Here is a 19,376-nt window from a genome sequence, read left to right as displayed (position 1 = left end):
TCCCATCAGGAGGCCGGCGCCGCCGCCGGCCCGATACCGACAAGCAAGCACGCCAGCTGGACCGGGGCAAGCGAAATGCGGGAGACTTTATCCGCCTCGTGACCGCCCGCATTTACACTTTGGCAAGAGCGGCAAGGCCATGGTCCGCGCATGTTGCATTCAGGCCTGCGTGAACGACGGCGAGGAGGGCGTTCGGACGCCGGACGGAATCCCGCGGCGGGCGGGGGGTACGCGGCTGGGGCAGGGCTGTCAGCTACAGGCTCTCCAAGCGCTCTCCAGCCGGGCGGGTTCGCACGCCCGCGGATCGAGGTCGACGCGATGGACCGGTCGCAGTTTTTCACCTGCGCGCGCTGGGCGTTCATGGCGGCGGCCCTGCTCGCCGGAGCGGCGCTCATGAGCCTGCTCTCGGGCACACTGCCGCCGCCAGTTTCCCTTGGCTGCCTTGGCCTGAGCATCGTCCTGTGCCTTCCGGCTGCGTTCTTTGCGCGTGTCGAGCGGCGGCTGGGGCATGATCGATGGGAACGCTACCTGCTGCTCCTTGTCGCCATCCTTTTGCCGATGGGATTGTTCGGGTTTGGCGGCGCGCTATGGACCGATCGTGCGGCATCGCTTGACCGGGACGTGACCGTCAATGTCTTTGTGATCCTTGCGCTCGTGGCGACGGCTCTGCTCGCGACCCGGCCGATGTCGATCGTCGGGGCCACGATTGGCTTGTGGAGCGGCGCGGCCCTTGATCAGGGTTCGCTCATCGCGCTCGGGCTTCTGAGCATCGGTGGCCTGACCGGCTTGCTGCTGGCGATCAGCCAGGTGAGAAACACTTCGGCCCAGGCGCAGCAACGTGCACAGGACGAACGCCAGCAGCGCCGCGCCGAAGAGCTGCTTCGCGAATACGAACAGACCGGCCAGGGCTGGTTCTGGGAAACCGACCGGCAGGGGCGCATCACCTACATCTCGGAAACCGTGGCGGAGCTGATGGGGACGAGCGCATCGCTTCTCGAGGGAGAGCCCTTCACGAGCCTGTTCCAACTTGCCGGCTCCAGCGCGCAGGAGGAGCGAACCTTGCTGTTCCACCTCAGCACGCGGTCGTCCTTCCATGAACTGGGCGTAAGGGCGGCGACGGCGGATGAGCGTTGGTGGACCATATCGGGACGGCCGGTTCTCGATCCCTTTGACAATTTCCTGGGTTTTCGCGGTGCGGGAAGTGATCTTACGGAAAGGCGGCGCTCGCAACAGCGGGTGACTCACCTGGCGCGCTTCGATTCGCTGACGGGCCTCGCCAACCGTTTCCAGATGGCGGAGTGGCTGGACAAGATCCTGTCGACTCCGCGCATCGAAATGCGGGCGTGCGCGGTGTTTCTGCTGGACCTCGACCGCTTCAAGCAGGTTAACGACACGATGGGCCATCCGGCCGGTGACGCGCTGCTGAAACAGGTGGCGGAGCGACTGGGCGTCACCGTCAGCGACCGCGGCCGGGTGGGGCGGCTCGGCGGCGACGAGTTTCAGGTGATCCTGCACGGCGCTCAGCACCGCGAAGGCCTGGCGCAACTTGCCCGGCGCATCATCGAGACGCTCTCGCAGCCCTATGCGATCGAGGGCGCGACCGTGACGATCGGTGCCTCCGTGGGTATCGCCCTTTGCCCTGACGACGGTGTGACGGCCGACGAACTCATCCGCAATGCCGACCTTGCTCTTTACGCCGCGAAGGGGGGCGGAAGGGGGCGCCACCACTTCTACGACGACGATCTCCATTCGGATGCCAAGGAGAGGGAGCAACTGGAAGAGGACCTGCGCGAGGCCATTGCCAGAGGCGCGCTTGAACTGCACTATCAGCCGCAGGTTCGCACCGCGACGAGCGCTGTGACGGGTTATGAGGCGCTCCTGCGCTGGAAGCACCCGCTTCACGGCTATATCTCACCGGCCAAGTTCGTGCCCGTGGCAGAGGATGCCGGGCTTGTCGCGCAGATTGGTGAGTGGGCGCTGCGCACGGCGTGCCAGGATCTTGCGAACTGGCCCGAAGCTGTCCGCGTTGCCGTCAACATCTCGCCCTTGCAGTTCGCCAACCCCGCACTTCCGGCAATCGTGACGAGTGCGGTTGCCGCGGCCGGGATCAACCCGGGGCAACTGGAACTTGAGATCACGGAGAGTGTGTTCCTCAGCGACGAGAAGGCGACGGAGGCGATGTTCGGCGCTCTCAAGGGTCTGGGCGTGCGGCTCGCGCTGGACGATTTCGGCACCGGCTATTCCTCCCTCGGCTACCTGAAGCGCGCGCCCTTCGACAGGATCAAGATCGACCAGAGTCTCGTGCGCGGTGCCGCGATCGAGGGAAGCCGTAACGACGCCATCATCTCCTCCATCGTCAGTCTGGCGCAAGCGCTGGAGATGGATACCACCGCAGAGGGCATAGAAACCTTCGACGAGCTGGATCTCGTGAAGAGTCTGGGCTGCAGTCACGTCCAGGGCTACATCTACGAGCGGCCACTGAGTGCGGAAGGGGTGGCGGAGCAGCTCGGGCGCGGGCTGGTGCTCACCGCACAGGGGCCGCGATCAGTCCGAGCGACCCGCCAGACCATGCTGCGCAAGGTCGTGCTCGAGCATGGCACGCACAGGTACGACGGCATGATCCGCAATATCTCGCGCACGGGCGCCATGATAGAGGGGCTGTGGAACGTGCCGGCGGGCACGCAATTCCGGGTGCAACTGGCCGACGATCATGAGATCCTCGCGACATCCCGCTGGTGTCAGGAGGACCGCATGGGCGTGGAATTCGCTGAGACGCTTGCGTGCGACGCGAACGGCGCGGTCCTCTTCGGCCGGGCAGGGCACCGTCGCGAGCCAGCCGAACCTGTCCTGAGCGGGCAGCGCCGCATGGCCTGACTTCAAGGCGGTGCGGCACCACTAGGCCCGAAGCGCGATTTTTCGTGGTTCGAGCTTCGTCAGGTCATTTCACCACGCGCTAAAATGCTCTAACGGCGCTCGCATGACCGACCTTGCGCAGATCCGTAACTTCAGCATCATCGCCCATATCGACCATGGGAAGTCGACCCTCGCCGACCGTCTGATCCAGACAACCGGTGGTCTGTCCGAGCGCGAGATGAGCGCCCAGGTGCTCGACAACATGGATATCGAGAAGGAACGCGGCATTACCATCAAGGCGCAGACCGTGCGCCTGAGCTACACCGCCTCCGACGGGCTGACCTACGAGCTGAACCTCATGGACACGCCGGGCCACGTCGACTTCGCCTACGAAGTGAGCCGCAGCCTTGCCGCCTGCGAGGGCGCGCTGCTGGTGGTCGACGCGGCGCAGGGCGTCGAGGCGCAGACGCTGGCAAACGTCTACCAGTCGATCGAGCACGACCATGAGATCGTGCCGGTCATCAACAAGATCGACCTGCCAGCCGCCGAACCCGAGAAGGTGCGCAACGAGATCGAGGAGGTGATCGGCATCGATGCCTCCGAAGCCGTGATGGCAAGCGCTAAGTCGGGCATCGGTATCACCGAAGTGCTGGAAGCCGTCGTTAAGAAGATCCCGCCCCCGAAGGGGGAGCGCGACAAGCCGCTCAAGGCGATGCTGGTGGACTCCTGGTACGATCCGTACCTCGGTGTCGTCATTCTGGTGCGCGTCATCGACGGCGTCATCAAGAAGGGCCTCAACGTCAAGTTCATGCAGGGCGGGACCGAGCACCTGATCGACCGCGTCGGCTGCTTTACCCCCAAGCGCATCGACCTGCCCGAACTCGGGCCAGGCGAGATCGGCTTCATCACCGCGCAGATCAAGGAAGTGGAGCAGGCGAAGGTCGGTGACACGATCACTACCGTGAAGCAGGGCGCCACAGAAGCGTTGCCGGGCTACAAGGAAGTGCAGCCGGTGGTATTCTGCGGTCTCTTTCCGGTCGATGCGAACGATTTCGAGAAGCTGCGCGAATCGATCGGCAAGCTGCGCCTCAACGACGCATCCTTCAGCTTCGAGATGGAATCGAGCGCGGCGCTGGGCTTCGGCTTTCGCTGCGGCTTCCTCGGCCTGCTGCACCTGGAGATCATTCAGGAGCGCCTGAGCCGCGAGTACGACCTCGATCTCATCACCACGGCGCCCTCCGTGGTCTATCGCCTGACGATGACGGACGGTTCCGTGAAGGAACTGCACAATCCGGCCGACATGCCCGATCCCGTGAAGATTGACTTCATGGAGGAGCCGTGGATCAAGGCGGTCATCTACACGCCGGACGAGTACCTCGGCTCGATCCTCAAGCTGTGCCAGGACCGTCGTGGCATCCAGAAGGACCTCACGTATGTCGGCGGCCGTGCCCAGGTGACGTACGAACTGCCGCTTAACGAAGTGGTGTTCGACTTCTACGACCGCCTGAAGTCGATCAGCCGCGGCTATGCCAGCTTCGACTACGAACAGATCGGCCTTCGAGAGGGTGACCTCGTGATGATGAACATCCTCGTGAACAACGAGCCAGTCGATGCGCTGTCGATGATCGTCCATCGCGGGCAGGCTGAGCCGCGTGGACGTGCGCTGGTGGAGCGGCTCAAGGAGTTGATTCCCCGGCACATGTTCAAGATTCCGATTCAGGCGGCGATTGGCGCGAAGGTCATCGCGCGTGAAACGATCTCGGCGATGCGCAAAGACGTCACCGCCAAGTGCTATGGCGGCGATATCACGCGCAAGAAGAAGCTCCTCGAGAAGCAGAAGGAAGGAAAGAAGCGCATGCGCGAGTATGGCAACGTGCAGATTCCGCAGGAAGCCTTCATCGCCGCTTTGCGGATGGGCGAGGAGTAAGCGCTACGGGTGTCATTCCGCCCGGACCAGCGCCGAAGGTGGCCAGGCGGCGCCGTGCCTGCGCCGGTCAGGGCTGAGTAAACTATTGACTAATACCGCTAATTCCTGCGAAACTCGTCGACTGGCAAAGTATCGGTTGGTTGAGGGCAGGAGGCAGCGGCATCGAAGGCGACGAGAGATCAGGCTCGTGCGGACAGAACCATGTCGAGGTTTTCCGCTTCCTGACGGCCAAGCAGCGCGACGCGCTGCGCCATGTCGCGGAAAACCGCACCACTAAGGAAATAGCCTTCATTCTGGGCATTTCCGAAAGTGCGGTGAATCAGCGCATCGAAAATGTGCGGGCTCGCACCGGCTCCCCGCCTCGCTCGGAGCTGGCGCGATCCTATCGGCAGTATCTGCAGGAGGTGGAACAGACGCCGGGTGTGCCCTTCGCACCTGCTCCGCCGGCATCCGATGCGACGGATCACACCGGGGACGCTGCGCCGGACGCGACATCGTCCCTGCCGGTCACGCCCGCTGTCGAGAGTACCGGCCATGAGGATACCCGTCATCGCGTGGTGGCCAAGTCCCTCGAAGGCCCCAATGCGGGTCTCGCCCGAGTGGCTGCCATCGTGGTGATCGCGGTGGGAATGCTGCTGATCGTCATGATCGGTCTTGGCGTTGCCCGCGTACTGACCCAGATCTTCTGATGCTGATGAGCGCTCTTCTTGAGCATCGCGACGCCATCGGTATGATCATCGCAGCGCTGTTTCTGCTCTGCTGCCACCCCCTGAAGGCCGCTGCACCGGAGTGGATCCTTTCCGGATTGCTGTTTTGCATGGCTGCCAGCAACACCCTTTTCGAGGTGGAGATCGGCGGACCTCTCCTCTGGCGGAAAGCGGACATGGGCCACCTTGCCGTGGACTCACTGGCGATGTGCAGTCTCGTCGTCGTGGCGCTCTACGCAAACCGGGAGTATCCGCTCTGGATGGCCGGAGCGCAGCTCATAACGCTCACGGCCCACCTGTTCCGCGTGGGAATGCCGGATATTAGCGCTTTCGCATATGCGGCAATGGCGATGTTCCCTTCCTACGTGCAACTCGTCGCAATGGCGATCGGTCTGACAAGACACGCCATGAGGCGCCATCACTGGGGGCCCTACCGCTCCTGGAGGCATCCTGATGACCTTGGCCCATTTTTCCGGGGAGCGGGACCGGACGCTCAGAGGGGGTAGGAATGCTTACCGATTGTTCGCGTGCAACCCTCCCGCTCCTGCCGCATTGGTCGTTCGATGGTTTGACGAACCACCGGCGGGTCCGAAACTGTCGGCTTGTGCGCACATGACTTTGCCGTTTTCCTGGAGAAGCTTCCCTTGACCAAGATCCTCACGGTTCCGACCACTCCGTTCGAGGGGCAGGCGCCCGGTACGTCCGGCCTGCGCAAGAAGGTGAAGATCTTCCAGCAGCCCGGCTATGCCGAGAACTTCATCCAGTCCGTTTTCGACGTGGTGAAGCCGGAATCGGGGGCTGTTCTGGTCATCGGGGGCGACGGGCGCTTTCACAACCGCACCGTCATCCAGCAGGCGATCCGCATGGCGGCCGCGAACGGCTATGGCCGTGTTCTTGTTGGGCAGGGTGGGATACTCTCCACTCCAGCTGCAAGCCACGTCATCCGCAAGTACGGCGCGAGCGGCGGCCTCATCCTGTCTGCCAGCCACAACCCCGGCGGGCCGGAAGAAGACTTCGGGATCAAGTACAACATCGGCAACGGAGGTCCCGCGCCCGAGAATGTCACCGACGCGGTTCTTGCGAGGACCAAAGTGATTGACCGCTGGCTGACCGTTGAAGCGCCTGATGTCGATCTCGACGAGCAGGGGCGCGCTCACGTCGGAGAGATGATCGTGGATGTCATCGATCCGGTCAGGGACTATGCGGACCTCATGGAGGAGCTGTTCGACTTCGACGCCATCCGCAAGGCCGTCGCCTCTGGCTTCACGATGCGCATGGATTCGATGAGCGCAGTCACCGGACCCTATGCACACGAGATCCTTGAAAAGCGGCTCGGGTTTGCTGCGGGCACCGTGGTCAACGGGACGCCGCTGGAGGACTTCGGCGGGCATCATCCGGACCCCAACCTCATCCATGCGCGGGAACTTTACGATCTGATGATGTCCGATGACGCGCCGGACCTTGGTGCTGCGTCGGACGGTGACGGTGATCGCAACCTCATCATCGGGCGCGGGCGCTTCATCACGCCGTCCGATTCGCTGGCGATGCTGGCGGCCAACATCCAGATCGCCCCTGCCTACAGGGGACGGCTCGCGGGTATCGCGCGGTCCATGCCCACGAGCGGCGCGGCGGATCGCGTGGCGCAGGAACTGGACGTTCCCCTGTATGAGACGCCCACCGGATGGAAGTTTTTCGGCAATTTGCTCGATGCCGGAAAGGTTACGATCTGTGGGGAGGAGAGCGCCGGAACAGGCTCGGACCATGTGCGCGAGAAGGACGGTCTCTGGGCGGTCCTGCTATGGCTCAACATTCTCGCCGTTCGCGGCATCAGCGTCGATGACCTTGCGCGCGAGCATTGGGCGCGGTTCGGCCGGAACTACTACGCCCGCCATGATTACGAAGGCATCGCCACGGAGAGCGCGAACGCGCTGATGAAGGAGTTGACGGCGAAGCTGTCCTCGCTCCCGGGCGCGACCCTGGGCCCGCTGACCGTGCGTGAGGCGGACAGCTTCTCCTATACGGACCCGGTGGACGAGTCCGTCAGCGCCAATCAGGGCATTCGCGTGCTGTTCGAGGACGGCAGCCGCATCGTATTCCGTCTGTCCGGTACGGGCACGCAGGGGGCCACCTTGCGCGTCTATCTCGAGCGGTTCGAACCGCGGTTCGGCCATCTGGACGCAGAGACCGCGGCCATGCTGGAGCATCAGGTTGCGGCGGCAGAAGCTATTGCCGGGATCGCGCGGCACACGGGGCGCAGCGCTCCGGACGTGATTACCTGAGACGCGCCTGAGCGGGGGTGCCTCACGTCCCTTGTGGGCTGGAACGGATACGCTGCAGCGATGATTGGATGTTCTGTAGCTCCTGGATCGTAGAAAATCCGGCAGATACGGCCGTCAAGTTTGATCCAGTGTATACATGGCTGGCGGTTTGACCTTGCAAGCCAGCCTTCCCTCGGACCATCATGGTAGAGGGAGGGCCAAAGGCCATGAGCAAGCACATCCATCTGGTCAGCTTTCTGATCAACTCGCCAATCAACCATACGGTCCTCAGCTGGGCGCAGCCCAGCGACAACCGGCTGGATGCCCTGGCGGACCTGAAGCTGTGGCAGGAGCTTGCGCAGACCCTCGAACGGGGCAAATTCGACGCGGTTTTCTTCGCGGACACGCCGGGCGTCTTCGACCGCTACAGGGACAGCCATGAAGATGCGGTGAGATACGGCGTGTGCTGGCCCTCGCTTGATCCCGTCGTCCTGCTCTCGGCGCTGGCGGCCGCGACGCGCCACCTTGGATTGGCAACCACGATGTCGACCAGTGCCTACCAGCCCTGGACCATCGTGCGCCAGCTCGGAACGATCGACTATCTTTCTGGCGGCCGGGTCGGTTGGAACATCGTCACCGGCCATTTGCGTGGCGAACACCGTGCTCTGGGCCTGCAGCAGCTCGATCACGATCGCCGGTACGACCGGGCCGATGAGTACATGGAAATCTGCTATGAGCTCTGGAATTCCATCCGGCCCGACGCGATCGTCGCGGACAGGAGCAGCGGGATCTATGCAGATCCGGCGAAGGTCGATTTCATAAGGCACCGGGGGGAGTTCTTCTCGTGCGAGACGGTCGGCCCGGTCCCGCCTTCTCCGCAGGGACGGCCGGTCCTGTTCCAGGCAGGAAGCTCGGGGCGAGGGCAGCAGTTCGCTGTCAGTCACGCGGACGTGGTGTTTTCCATCCAGCCTAACGTCCCGGGCATGAAGCGCTTCATGACCAATCTTGCCGAAGCGGCGCTTGCCGCGGGTAAGCCCACGCCGGGTGTCAGCTTCGGCATTCAGCCGATCGTTGGCGGCACCGAGGAGGAGGCCCGCCGGAAACTTGCCGATCTTGTGGAGAAGCTGCCGATCGACGGCTGCCTGGCGCGGCTTTCGGGCACGATGGGCGTCAACTTCGAGGGAATGGATCTGGATCAGCCGCTGGCGGAGATCGAGACGCAGGCGTCCCAGGGCTTGATGAAGGCCTTCGCCAACATCGAGGGGGGCAAGCCGCTGACCTTGCGGGAAGTCGCCGTGCGGTGGGGCCTCGCCGTGGGCAAACCGCAGATCGTAGGCACGCCGGAGCAGGTTGCCGACGAGATGGAGCGCATCTGGCGGGAAACGGGCTGCTTCGGCTACAACGTGACGCCTACGGTCATGGCCAGCTCTGTCACGGATTTCGTCGACGAAGTCGTGCCCCTTCTGCAAAAGAAGGGCGTCTACCGTACCGAGTACGAAGGCACGACGCTGCGCGAGAACCTGGGGCTCTGATGAGTGACATCAGGCGTGCCGCTCACAACATCGCCCAGTTGCGCGTCCTGGCAAGGCGACGACTGCCAAGAGCGATCTGGGAGTTCATAGAACGGGGCACCGAGGACGACCTGCTCATCGAGCGCAACATTCGGGCGCTGCAGAAGGTCCAGTTCGTTCCGCGTACGCTGCGCAATGTCGCGGCGCGCTGCTCGGAGATCGAGCTGTTCGGTCGTCGACAGCGCTTGCCGCTGGTGATCGCGCCAACGGGCGTTTCGGATCTGCTATGGTATCAGGGGGAGCGGGCGATTGCCCGCGCAGCCGCTTCGGCCGGTATCCCTTTCACCCAGACCACCAGTTCGACGACAAGCTTTGCCGATATCGCCATGTGCGCCACGGCCGGCCACTGGATGCAGATGTATCTCTGGGAAAAGCGCGAGCTGTCATGGGAGGTCGTGGAGGCCGCTCGCGAGAACGGCGCGGACGTCCTCGTCCTGACGGTCGACACGCCGATGTGGCCGCTGCGCGAGTTCAACAAGCGAGCCGGGATGTCGAACCCGATCCGGCCGAATGCGCGGCTGGTGGCGGACTTCCTCAAACGGCCCGCCTGGCTGAGCACCGTCATCGCCCGCTACTATCGCGACGGCGGCTTGCCTCAGTTCGCCAACTATCCGGCCGAGGTCGGATCGAAGTTGACCGGAACCGTGAGCCGGGTCGCCAACTCGGCATCGGTGTGCTGGACCGACGTCTCGGAACTGCGGCGTCGCTGGCCGGGAAAGCTGGTCGTCAAAGGCGTGCTGAGCGTCGAAGATGCGCGCATAGCGGTCGATCACGGGGTCGACGGGATCGCCGTCTCCAACCACGGGGGCCGCAACTTCGACAGTGCGCTACCGGCGGTGGATGCACTTGCCGCCATCGTCGATGCGGTAGGCGACCGCACTACCGTGCTGTTCGATAGCGGTGTGCGCCGCGGGGCGGATGTGCTGAAGGCACTCGCCATCGGTGCGCGTGCCGTGCTGATCGGCCGCGCCACGCTGTACGGCTGCGCGGCAGGCGGCGAGGCCGGCGCCCGGCACGCCATCGACCTTCTTGCCAATGAGATCGACGTTGCGATGGCGATGGTCGGCGTGTGCAGTCCTGCGGAACTCGACCGCACGTACCTCGTGCCCGGATCCTATAGAGGCTGATCCGGTCCCTCGGACGGAGCCGGTCCCTTTCTCGCCTCGGCCAGGATCCGGAGGCGTGCCGCATTCGCCGGTTCGTCCAGAAGCTCGGCGAGCGGCGCCTTCAGACGACGGCGCCAGTTTGGGTGCTCGGTAACCGTGCCGGGAAGGTTCAACTGCTCGCGCTCCGCAAGGACATCCTCCACAGGGACGATAGCAAGCCCGCACGGCGTTCGTCCGATGTGGGCCAGAGCGGCGCCCACAACCGGTTCGGGCTCCGCAGGTGACGGGCGGGGTAGCGCATTGGGAGCGAGGGTGGCCCACAGGCGGCCGCGCTCCCATGCTCGACGGGCTTCCGCGTCCTGCCGCGTGGTGCCTTCCGGCAGCCGACCGAGGCGTTCCGCCCATTCGATGTCGAGACCCGTCCACCAGCCTGCCACCGTCGGGGTGTCATGCGTACCGGTCATGGCGACAGCCTGCGGGTCGTAGTCGGACGCCCCGATGAAGCCTTCGTCCGCAGCACGCTCAAACCACAATACCCGCATGCCCAGCAGGCCCGCGTTATCAATGGCGGGGCCGAACCCCTCGGGCATGGTGCCGAGATCTTCCGCCACGAGGACCGCGTCCGCCAGATGGGCTTCAAGAGCAAGGAGGCGGATGAGGTCCTGGAAGGGGTATCGAAGATAGGCGCCCTCCGTCGACGGCATGCCATCGGGGATGACCCAGAGGCGGGAAAGGCCGAAGGCGTGGTCGATCCGCAGGGCCCCCGCGGTGGAGAGGGCGGCGCGTATCGTCGCGATCCACGGCTGATAGCCGCTGCGCGCCAGCCCACGGGGCGAGAAGCTGGTCAACATCCAGTTCTGGCCGAGTGGTCCCAGGGGATCTGGCGGAGCGCCGATCGTGACGCCCTGCAGAAACGCGTCGCCCATGGACCACACGTCCGCGCCCCCGGTGTGCACGCCAACTGCAAGGTCCGCGACAAGGCCGATGGCCATACCTGCCGCTCGAGCCCCGCGCTGGATTTCGGCAAGACCTTTGCGCGCGAGCCACTGGGCGAAAACGTGAAACGCGACCTCCTCCGCATGTTCACGCGCGAAGGCGGCTACTGCCGGTCCGTCGGGATCGTGAAGGGCAGTGGGCCAGTCCTGCCAACGCCGGGCGCCGCATTCGCGGAAGTGCACGTACAACGCGTCGTAGATGGCCTGACGGCGCAGGCCTTCCCCTTGCGCGGCGCTCTCGTCAGCGATCTTCTGCCGTGTTGCCGCGTCGAGGCTGCGGAAGAGGGCGCGCATCTGCTGAAGGCGCTGCGGAAGGGCAGCTTCCCAATCGATCAGAGCGCCCTCCGGCGCCGCTTCGGCAGGAAAGGGTGCCAGTCCGACGAGAGCGGGGTCGCCCATCGCACCGTTGAGATAGAGGCGGCTTGATGGCGAGTAGGGGCTGAAGCCCTCGCCATCGCCGGGGAAGAGCGCATGAACGGGGTTGATCGCAACGGCGTCGGCGCCACGGGCGGCCATGATCGCGACTGCCTCGGCAAGTTCTCCGAAGGCGCCGAAGGGTTGGGGCGAACGGCCTCGGAGTGCCGGTATCTGGAGGGCCGGCCCCCAGAGGCGCCCTTTGCCGAAGCTTTCGACGCTGCGGCAGGAGGCGGGGGCGACTGCAATCGTGACCGGGTGCCCGGCAATGGTCTGTTCGTAGTATCCCGGCTCCTCAATTGCGGGAAGCGTGGCGCCGGCGCTCGAAAGCGAAGGCGGTAGCGCCGTCTCTACTCCGGCCTCCGCGACGATCAGGGCGGGAGGCCGAGCGTTGTCCTGTTCCGCCGCCTTCAGGCTGGCCGCGATTTCAGCGTCGCTATCCGCAGGGTAGCCCAACGCGCCGGCGATCGCCCGAAGGGTGGTGTCCGCCACGACCTGAGGCTTCCCTTCGACATCGTGCCAGATCCGGCACAGCCCGATGGCCTCGGCAAGCGCGTACAGTTCGGGCATTCGTCGGCGGCTCCTTTGCGGGCGGGAGGCTAGATCGGAGCCCGGACGGCCACAATCATCCGTGACATCGGACCGCTAGGGCGATTGTTCCAGCGCGGGGACTTGTGTTGCTTCATCCTCCGGAGGACGCTCCTGCGCAAGAGCAAGGGAGATGGGCATGCCAAGGATCGACGTCGGCGGAATCGGTATCGCTTACGAGTTGCTGGGACCGCAGAATGCTCCGGCCATCGCACTGACACCCGGAGGACGCTTCACGATGGACGTCCCCGGCCTGCGCGAGATGGCGCAGGCATTCGTCGACGCGGGATACCGGGCGCTCATCTACGATCGGCCGAACTGCGGCCTGTCTGATGCCTGCCTCCTGGGAGACAGCGAATCCGAGATGCAAGCCGAGGGGCTGGCGGGCCTCATACGCAAGCTGGAGCTCGGGCCGACGGTGATCGCCGGAGGCTCAGGCGGCAGCCGGGTTTCCATGCTGGCAGCGGCCCGCGACCCCGACATCTGCTCGCACCTTGTGCTGTGGTGGATATCGGGCGATCCGATCGGCCTCATGCAGCTTGCGACTTACTACTGCGGAGAAGCGGCGACGCTGGCCAGCGTGGGCGGGATGGAGGCGGTCCTCAAGGCCACCAGCTGGGCGGAGAACCTGGCAAAAAGCGATCAGGCGCGCACCTTCATCCTTGCCCAGAATCCAGACAAATTCATCGCGGTGATGCAGAAGTGGGCAGCGGCCTACGCGCCGTCGGCGATCACGCCGGTTCCCGGCATGTTGCCCCGGGATTTCGCCCGCCTGACCATGCCCACCCTCGTGTTCCGCAGCGGACGCAGCGATCTGTCCCATACCCGCGCGACATCCGAATGGGTTCATCGGCTCGTGCCGCAGTCCCTCATCCTCGACCCGCCGTGGGAGGACGATGAATGGAATCGTCGGTCGGCGCAGACCATGTCCGGCGCAGAAGGCCATACACTGTTTCGCTCCTGGCCAAGGCTGGTGCCGTTGATCCTCGACTTCGTCGAGAACGCCGCCGCCAAGCCGGTGGAGGCTCGATAAGGGACGGCCAGCTTCCGTTCTCCACATCGCGTGCACCGCTTGTGCCGGGCTTTTCCACAGGGTTGCCCCCAGCGGGGCCGCTGGTCTAGCACAGCAGGATGGATATCGATCGGTACCTCCAGCGTGTGAACCTGAGCGCGCCCCCTGCCGCTGATCCGGCCGGGCTCGGAGCGCTTCAGGCAGCGCATCGCCGGGCTTTCGGGTTCGAGAACCTCGACGTCATGCTGGGCCGGGAGATTCGCATCGATTCCTCCAGCGTCTTTGACAAGCTGGTCGTCCGAAGGCGCGGCGGCTACTGCTTCGAGCAGAACCGGTTGTTCGCGGACGCGCTCGAAACGCTCGGCGTCGTGACGCGGCCGTTGCTTGCGCGGGTATGGCTGGGGCAGCCGGAAGGGGCCGAACCGCCGCGCACGCATACGGCGGTTCTCGCCATTCTGGACGGCGATCCATGGCTGGCCGATGCGGGCTTCGGTGGTAGCAACGTACCCCCTCTTCCGCTGCAGGACGGGGCGCAGGCTACGACCGCCGATGGAGCGCGCCACCGGCTTCGGCGCGTCGGAGAACGCGGCGAGATGAAGGGCGAATGGTTGCTGGAGCGGGCAGGTCCGGCGCATGCCACGGATGGGCGAGCCCAGGCGCATGAGGACTGGCAGCCACAATACAGCTTCGACCTCAGTGCGGTGGGGCAGGCGGACCTGGACCAGGCCAATCACTGGACGTCCACCCGGCCAGACACCCGGTTTACGACGTTGCATGTTGCCAGCATTCCGCTGCCGTCGGGGTTCGCGTCCATGACTGACCTGCAACTGACGATCCACGACGGAGCAGGAACCCGCAGCCGCGCGATCACAGATGCTGCCGACTATACGCAGAGCCTGCGCGAGATATTCCAGATCAGCCTGGACTTGGAAGAGGCCGCGGCGCTGGCCCTGTTCAGCTAGGAACGAAACGTCCCGCCACCGCTTCAGGCCTCAAGCAGACGGGGCATCAGTTCCACGAAGTTGCAGGGACGGTTGCGACTGTCGAGTTGTTCGGCAAGGATGCCGTCCCAGCCGTCCCTCACCGCGCCGTTGGAGCCGGGGAGGGCGAAAAGGTACGTGCTGCGCACGAGGACCGCCATGGCGCGGCTCTGCACGGTCGATGTGCCGATCGTCTTGTAGCTGAGCCAGCGGAACAACTCACCGAACCCCGGTATCTCCCGTCCGCCCAGTTTCGCCAGGGCTTCCGGCGTCACGTCCCGACCCGTCAGGCCCGTGCCGCCGGTGGAAACGATCGCGTCCACTTCCGGATCATCGATCCACGCGTTGAACAAGGCGGCGATGGCCTCCGCATCGTCGCGCTCTATGGCGCGGCGGGCGAGCCGGTGGCCCGCGCCGGTGATGCGATCGGCCAGTATGTCGCCCGAAGTGTCGTTCTCAGCGGTTCTGGTGTCCGAGACGGTAAGAAGCGCGATGTTGATGGGCTTGAAGACGCGCTCAGGGTCGATGGCCACGTACGATCACTCCATTCGAAGCCATGCGGACACCTTCGGATCCTGCCAGCCCGGGGAACGTCGGCCAGAGGCCCTGCACCAGCTGCATGCGGCTTTCGGAAGGGCCGCCGGCCTGCCGCTCGTACATCCAGTAGTTGCGCATGACGATGTTCACATAGCCCCGGGTTTCCCAATAAGGCAGGGATTCGATCCACAGCAGCGGATCGCCCTGGCTGTTCACCTCGGTGTTCCAGCGGGTGATGGGAGCAAGGCCCGCGTTGTAGGCGGCCATGACCTTGGGGAGCAGGCCTTGCGTACCGGAGTGGTTCTGCAGCATCTGGAGATGCCGCTGCCCGAAGGCCAGATTGACCTCCGGCTTGTTGAGGTCCGTGGCGCTGCCAACCACGCCAAGTGCCCCGGCATGATCGCGAGCCGCCGCCGGCATGATCTGCATTAGGCCACGGGCGCCGGCAGGGCTGACGGCGCTGGAGCGGAACACGGATTCCTGCAATGCGTGCGCATAGACCAGGGCAGGGTCCACCTTCCATCCACCCACCGGTGTCCACTTGGGCGTGGGAAAGCGGGTCGCGGGCTCGGGCTTGCCCCCGTAGGGCGCGTTATACGCCATCCAGAGCTGCGTGCCCGGCAGGCCCAGGTCGCGGGCAAGCCGCGTCAGCGGGGCATACTGCGACGCCTGGCCGATGCGCGCCTGATGGCGCAGGACCTCGTCCGCGAGCCCATCCTTGCCGATTTCGGCCAGTTCCACGGCGACACGCACGTTCGGGCTTGACCGCAGTTGCTGCCAGTCGGCCTGCGTGAAGTCTGCGGCGGCATGCTGCTCCGGAAGTTTCACGCCCAGCTGCTCCGCCGCCAGCATGCCATAAAGCGTTTCGTCACGAGCAGCGGCCAGCCGCAGGAGGGCGCTCGCCTGTTCCGGTTTGCGGCACCGCACGAGCGCCCGGCTAGCCCAGTAATGCGCCGCGCTGGTGAGTTCGGCGTTTTCAGAGGCCTTCGCCGACTTGGCAAAGGCATCGGCCGCGCCGTCGCAGTCGCCCAGACGCCATGCCGCCAGCCCGGCGGTCCACCACGCTTCGCCTACCCATGGGCCCTGACCCAGAGCTGCGATCTGGGCCATCTGGTAGGCTTCGGCGTCCTTGTTCTCGATATAGAAGCTCCACGACACCTTCTGGCGCCATTCGGCTTGCGACGACGGGCTGAGACTGGCGTCGATGCCGTCCAGCAGGAGGCGTGCGCCCACCGGGTCGTCATTCTTGATGCGATCGTTGATGCTGCTGGCGATGGCGGCCGGCATCGTGCCATCCTCGATCGAGGAGGGACGGGCTCGCTTCGACATGATCGGCAAGCGTGCGAAGCTCTGCTCCGCGGGTAGCTGCGGCAGCGCGGTGGCGCCTCGCTTCAGAGCGAGGCGGCTGATCTGGTCGGCCCCCGGCAGCTCCGCTCCCTGGGCGAGCCAGGTCTGGAGTTCGTTCAGCTCGATCTTCGGCGAGCCTGCCGCGAGATAGTATTCCGCCCGGGCCTGCTGGTGGAGCGGACCATCCGACCGTTCCGCCAGCATCCTCTGTACGGTAGACCAGTCCTTCGCCTCGATCGCGTCGAAGACCTGGCGGTAATAGGTGCGCTCATCCTGGCTGAGCAGAGAAGGCACCGCCGTCCGATCGGCCCGGGCGCGGAAGTAGTCCACTGCCGCGCTGTTCGCGAAGGCCGGTACCGTCCCTGCAGCTGCCGCAAGGCAGGCGCTCGTCGCCAGCCCGGCCCTGATAAATCGTTTCAAGTCGCATCCCCGCAATAATGTGCGATCCTGCTGTCCTGCGGATGGACCGTCGCGCCTGTCAGCCTGCGGTCCATTCCAGCCAGGCCCTCCAGAGTACCGGCTTCGCGCGCGGCTGCGTAAGCAGCGCAGGCAGTGCCCAGGAGGCGAGCAGAGGTATCTGTCTGTCTACATGATTGAAAGTTCTCAACATGGCAGGCCGATGCGGTGATTCGTGGCCGATTAGCGGCAAGACGTTGCCGCCGAGCACGAAAAGTCGTTTTGGCGCTACGAGGCCGATGTGATGAGCGAGCACCTGACCGAGTCCTCGCTCGTTCATGGCCTCCCAGTCCGCGCCCGGGGTGTGGCGCGGCAGCGCGCTCGCCAGATAGACGTTGTGCCGGTCGGTCCCGAAGGCGGAGAGGATCGCGTCCAGCAGCTTGCCGTGACTGCCGCTCAACAGGGTGTCGATGTCCTGCGCTTCCGGTTCCTCCACTACGACCATGAGGTCCGCGCCCGGCCGCCCCTGCGGCGGGACGCGTGCGGCGGGGCCACCCTCGCAAAGTAGCGGTTCGGTCATCCACCAGCTGGCGAACGCCTCGAGACCTTGGGGAAGGGAGCCCGGATCGAGCCGGGCGACAGGTGGCGGCGCTTCGGGGTCGGGTCTGGGCGGCGGACGGCGACGTTCCACCGGCGCCGGCTCCTCACCTTCGGGCGCAGCGAGCCATTCAACCGGCTCATCCAGGAAGTCGCAGTCGACGCCGGCGGTCCGCCACCAATCGAGTGCCCCCGTGATATCGTCCAGAAAATCGGGATTTGGCGGCTGATCCATCGCGCGGGTCTTGACCTGCCGCGCCGGAGCAATCAAGGCAATTGCGACTTTAATCGCACGGCTAAACACAAAAAGAACTCTTATGGGGCTCCCATGATCGAACGCGAAGAGATGCCTTATGACGTCGTCATTGTCGGGGGCGGCCCTGCCGGCCTTTCAACGGCGATCCGGCTCAAGCAGGTCGACCCGGACCTTCAGGTCTGCGTTCTGGAGAAGGGCTCCGAAATCGGTGCACACATTCTCTCGGGCGCAACCATCGACCCCAAGGCGCTGGACGAACTGCTGCCCACCTGGCGCGAGGACGGCTGCCCACTGGCGCAAACGCCCGTCACGGACAACTGGCACTGGCATCTGACGAAGAAGGGCAAATACGCTCTTCCGCACATCATCCAGCCGCCCTTCATGTCCAACAAGGGCAACTACACGGGTTCGCTCGGCAACCTGTGCCGTTGGCTTGCGGAGCAGGCGGAAGCGCTCGAGATCGAGATCTTCCCGGGCTTCCCCGCCGCCGAAATCCTGTACGACGACAACGGCGCCGTCATTGGCGTCCAGACCGGCGACATGGGTGTCGATCGCGAAGGAAACCCCAAGGGCGACTTCCAGCCCGGCATGAACCTGCTGGGCAAGTACACGGTCTTCTGCGAAGGCGCGCGTGGGCACCTGACCAAGCGCCTCAAGGCGAAGTACGATCTGGAAGCCAACTGTCAGCCGCAGATCTACGGCCTCGGCATCAAGGAACTGTGGGACATTCCGGCCGACAAGCACGTCCCGGGCCGGGTGATCCACACGCAGGGCTGGCCCCTGAGCGAAAACGACGCCTGGGGCGGCGGCTTCGTCTACCATCAGTCGAACAACCAGGTGGCGCTCGGTTTCGTAACGGCGCTCGACTACAAGAACCCGCACATCCATCCGTTCGAGGAATTCCAGCGCTGGAAGCAGCATCCGGAAATCCGTGCGGTCCTCGAAGGCGGCAAGCGCGTGGCCTATGGCGCGCGCGTGATCAACGAGGGTGGCTGGCAGTCCGTGCCGCAGCTGGCGTTCCCCGGCGGCGTGCTTGCTGGTTGCTCCGCCGGCTTCGTCAACGTGCCGCGCATCAAGGGCACGCATACCGCCATGAAGAGCGGCATGCTCGCCGCCGAATCGATTGCCGCCGCCATCAAGGCCGGCCGCGAGCAGGACACGCTGCAGGACTACGACGACGCGGTCCGTTCCAGCTGGATCGCCAAGGAACTGAAGCTCGTGCAGAACGCGGAGCCTCTGGTGGCGAAGTGGGGCGGTGAGCTGGGGACCGTGCTTGCCGGCGCCGACATGTGGCTGCGCACACTCTTCGGTTTCGGCGTCGCAAAGCCAATGAAGCACCACACCGATGCCAGCCAGTTGCAGCGTGCCGATCTTTACAAGCCGATCGCTTATCCCAAGCCCGATGGCGTAATCAGCTTCGATCGTCTTACCAGCGTATCCTATTCGTTCACCAACCACGAGGAGGACCAGCCGGTCCACCTGAAGCTCAAGGATCCTGCGATCCCGACGGAAGTGAACCTGCCGGTCTTTGCAGGACCGGAAGCGCGGTACTGCCCGGCGGGGGTGTACGAGTTCGTGGATCCCGATGGCGCCGGCTCCAGGCTCCAGATCAATGCGCAGAACTGCGTCCACTGCAAGACCTGCGACATCAAGGACCCCAAGCAGAACATCGAATGGGTCACGCCTGAAGGCGGCGGCGGACCTAACTACCCGAACATGTAAGCCTGCCTTGTCAGGAATACCGGAACCTCCCGTCAGCCTTGCTGATTGGGAGGTTCCCGCCATTAGGCACCCTGCTTCGGCGAAGAGGTTGCCGACGACGAAGGATTGCG

Annotated in this window: 14 protein-coding genes; 10 read left to right on the top strand and 4 right to left on the bottom strand. The window is 64.8% G+C overall.

Annotated elements, in window-relative coordinates; all coding sequences use genetic code 11:
* Positions 1-318: 318 nt before the first annotated feature.
* The 7 genes from QOL62_RS15225 (at position 319) to QOL62_RS15195 (ending at position 10,443) form a co-directional block, all read left to right on the top strand.
* Positions 319-2,874: an EAL domain-containing protein gene (locus tag QOL62_RS15225; RefSeq protein WP_346770697.1), complete on the top strand. Its 2,556-nt coding sequence runs from the start codon at positions 319-321 to the stop codon at positions 2,872-2,874.
* Between the two features lie 103 nt (positions 2,875-2,977).
* Entirely contained in the window at positions 2,978-4,780 is a 1,803-nt protein-coding gene (lepA, locus tag QOL62_RS15220) for a translation elongation factor 4 (protein ID WP_103730341.1), read from the top strand.
* A gap of 140 nt (positions 4,781-4,920) precedes the next feature.
* Entirely contained in the window at positions 4,921-5,469 is a 549-nt protein-coding gene (locus QOL62_RS15215) for a helix-turn-helix transcriptional regulator (RefSeq protein ID WP_283406889.1), read from the top strand.
* A gap of 5 nt (positions 5,470-5,474) precedes the next feature.
* A complete protein-coding gene (locus QOL62_RS15210) occupies positions 5,475-5,993 on the top strand; it encodes a hypothetical protein (RefSeq protein WP_283406888.1) in 519 nt (172 codons plus the stop codon).
* A gap of 138 nt (positions 5,994-6,131) precedes the next feature.
* Positions 6,132-7,766 (top strand): alpha-D-glucose phosphate-specific phosphoglucomutase, encoded by a 1,635-nt coding sequence (locus QOL62_RS15205; RefSeq protein ID WP_283406887.1) that lies wholly within the window; start codon positions 6,132-6,134, stop codon positions 7,764-7,766.
* 206 nt (positions 7,767-7,972) lie between these two features.
* Complete coding sequence (locus tag QOL62_RS15200) at positions 7,973-9,277, top strand: LLM class flavin-dependent oxidoreductase (protein WP_103730338.1); 1,305 nt, start codon at positions 7,973-7,975, stop codon at positions 9,275-9,277.
* Positions 9,277-10,443 (top strand): alpha-hydroxy acid oxidase, encoded by a 1,167-nt coding sequence (locus tag QOL62_RS15195; RefSeq protein WP_283406886.1) that lies wholly within the window; start codon positions 9,277-9,279, stop codon positions 10,441-10,443. The genes QOL62_RS15200 and QOL62_RS15195 overlap by 1 nt, the downstream gene beginning before the upstream one ends.
* On the opposite strand, the gene malQ is transcribed toward QOL62_RS15195, so the two are convergent.
* Positions 10,431-12,401, bottom strand: coding sequence for a 4-alpha-glucanotransferase (malQ, locus tag QOL62_RS15190; RefSeq protein WP_283406885.1), 1,971 nt, complete (start codon positions 12,399-12,401; stop codon positions 10,431-10,433). The two genes, QOL62_RS15195 and malQ, sit on opposite strands and share 13 nt — an antisense overlap.
* Before the next feature lie 157 nt (positions 12,402-12,558).
* Between malQ and QOL62_RS15185 the strand changes: the two genes are divergently transcribed.
* Together QOL62_RS15185 and QOL62_RS15180 are read left to right on the top strand one after the other, a co-directional pair.
* On the top strand, positions 12,559-13,452 hold the full coding sequence (locus QOL62_RS15185; protein WP_283406884.1) for an alpha/beta fold hydrolase: 894 nt from the start codon (positions 12,559-12,561) through the stop codon (positions 13,450-13,452).
* 98 nt (positions 13,453-13,550) lie between these two features.
* Positions 13,551-14,393 (top strand): arylamine N-acetyltransferase family protein, encoded by an 843-nt coding sequence (locus QOL62_RS15180; protein WP_283406883.1) that lies wholly within the window; start codon positions 13,551-13,553, stop codon positions 14,391-14,393.
* Positions 14,394-14,416: 23 nt separating this feature from the next.
* On the opposite strand, the gene moaB is transcribed toward QOL62_RS15180, so the two are convergent.
* Genes moaB through QOL62_RS15165 form a run of 3 tightly spaced genes read right to left on the bottom strand, consistent with a single transcriptional unit; the run spans position 14,417 to position 17,523 of the window.
* On the bottom strand, positions 14,417-14,944 hold the full coding sequence (gene moaB, locus QOL62_RS15175) for a molybdenum cofactor biosynthesis protein B (RefSeq protein ID WP_283406882.1): 528 nt from the start codon (positions 14,942-14,944) through the stop codon (positions 14,417-14,419).
* On the bottom strand, positions 14,928-16,715 hold the full coding sequence (locus tag QOL62_RS15170; protein WP_199183866.1) for a lytic transglycosylase domain-containing protein: 1,788 nt from the start codon (positions 16,713-16,715) through the stop codon (positions 14,928-14,930). Before QOL62_RS15170 ends, moaB begins: the two co-directional genes overlap by 17 nt.
* Before the next feature lie 58 nt (positions 16,716-16,773).
* A complete protein-coding gene (locus QOL62_RS15165) occupies positions 16,774-17,523 on the bottom strand; it encodes a uracil-DNA glycosylase family protein (RefSeq protein WP_283406881.1) in 750 nt (249 codons plus the stop codon).
* 93 nt (positions 17,524-17,616) lie between these two features.
* On the opposite strand from QOL62_RS15165, the gene QOL62_RS15160 reads away from it, so the two are divergent.
* A complete protein-coding gene (locus tag QOL62_RS15160) occupies positions 17,617-19,266 on the top strand; it encodes an electron transfer flavoprotein-ubiquinone oxidoreductase (protein ID WP_283406880.1) in 1,650 nt (549 codons plus the stop codon).
* Positions 19,267-19,376 lie beyond the last annotated feature (110 nt).

The organism is Novosphingobium panipatense, assembly GCF_900182875.1.
Classification (GTDB): domain Bacteria; phylum Pseudomonadota; class Alphaproteobacteria; order Sphingomonadales; family Sphingomonadaceae; genus Novosphingobium; species Novosphingobium panipatense.
The sequence above is the reverse complement of the archived record's forward strand: the minus strand, read 5'-3'. Positions and strand labels throughout refer to the sequence as shown.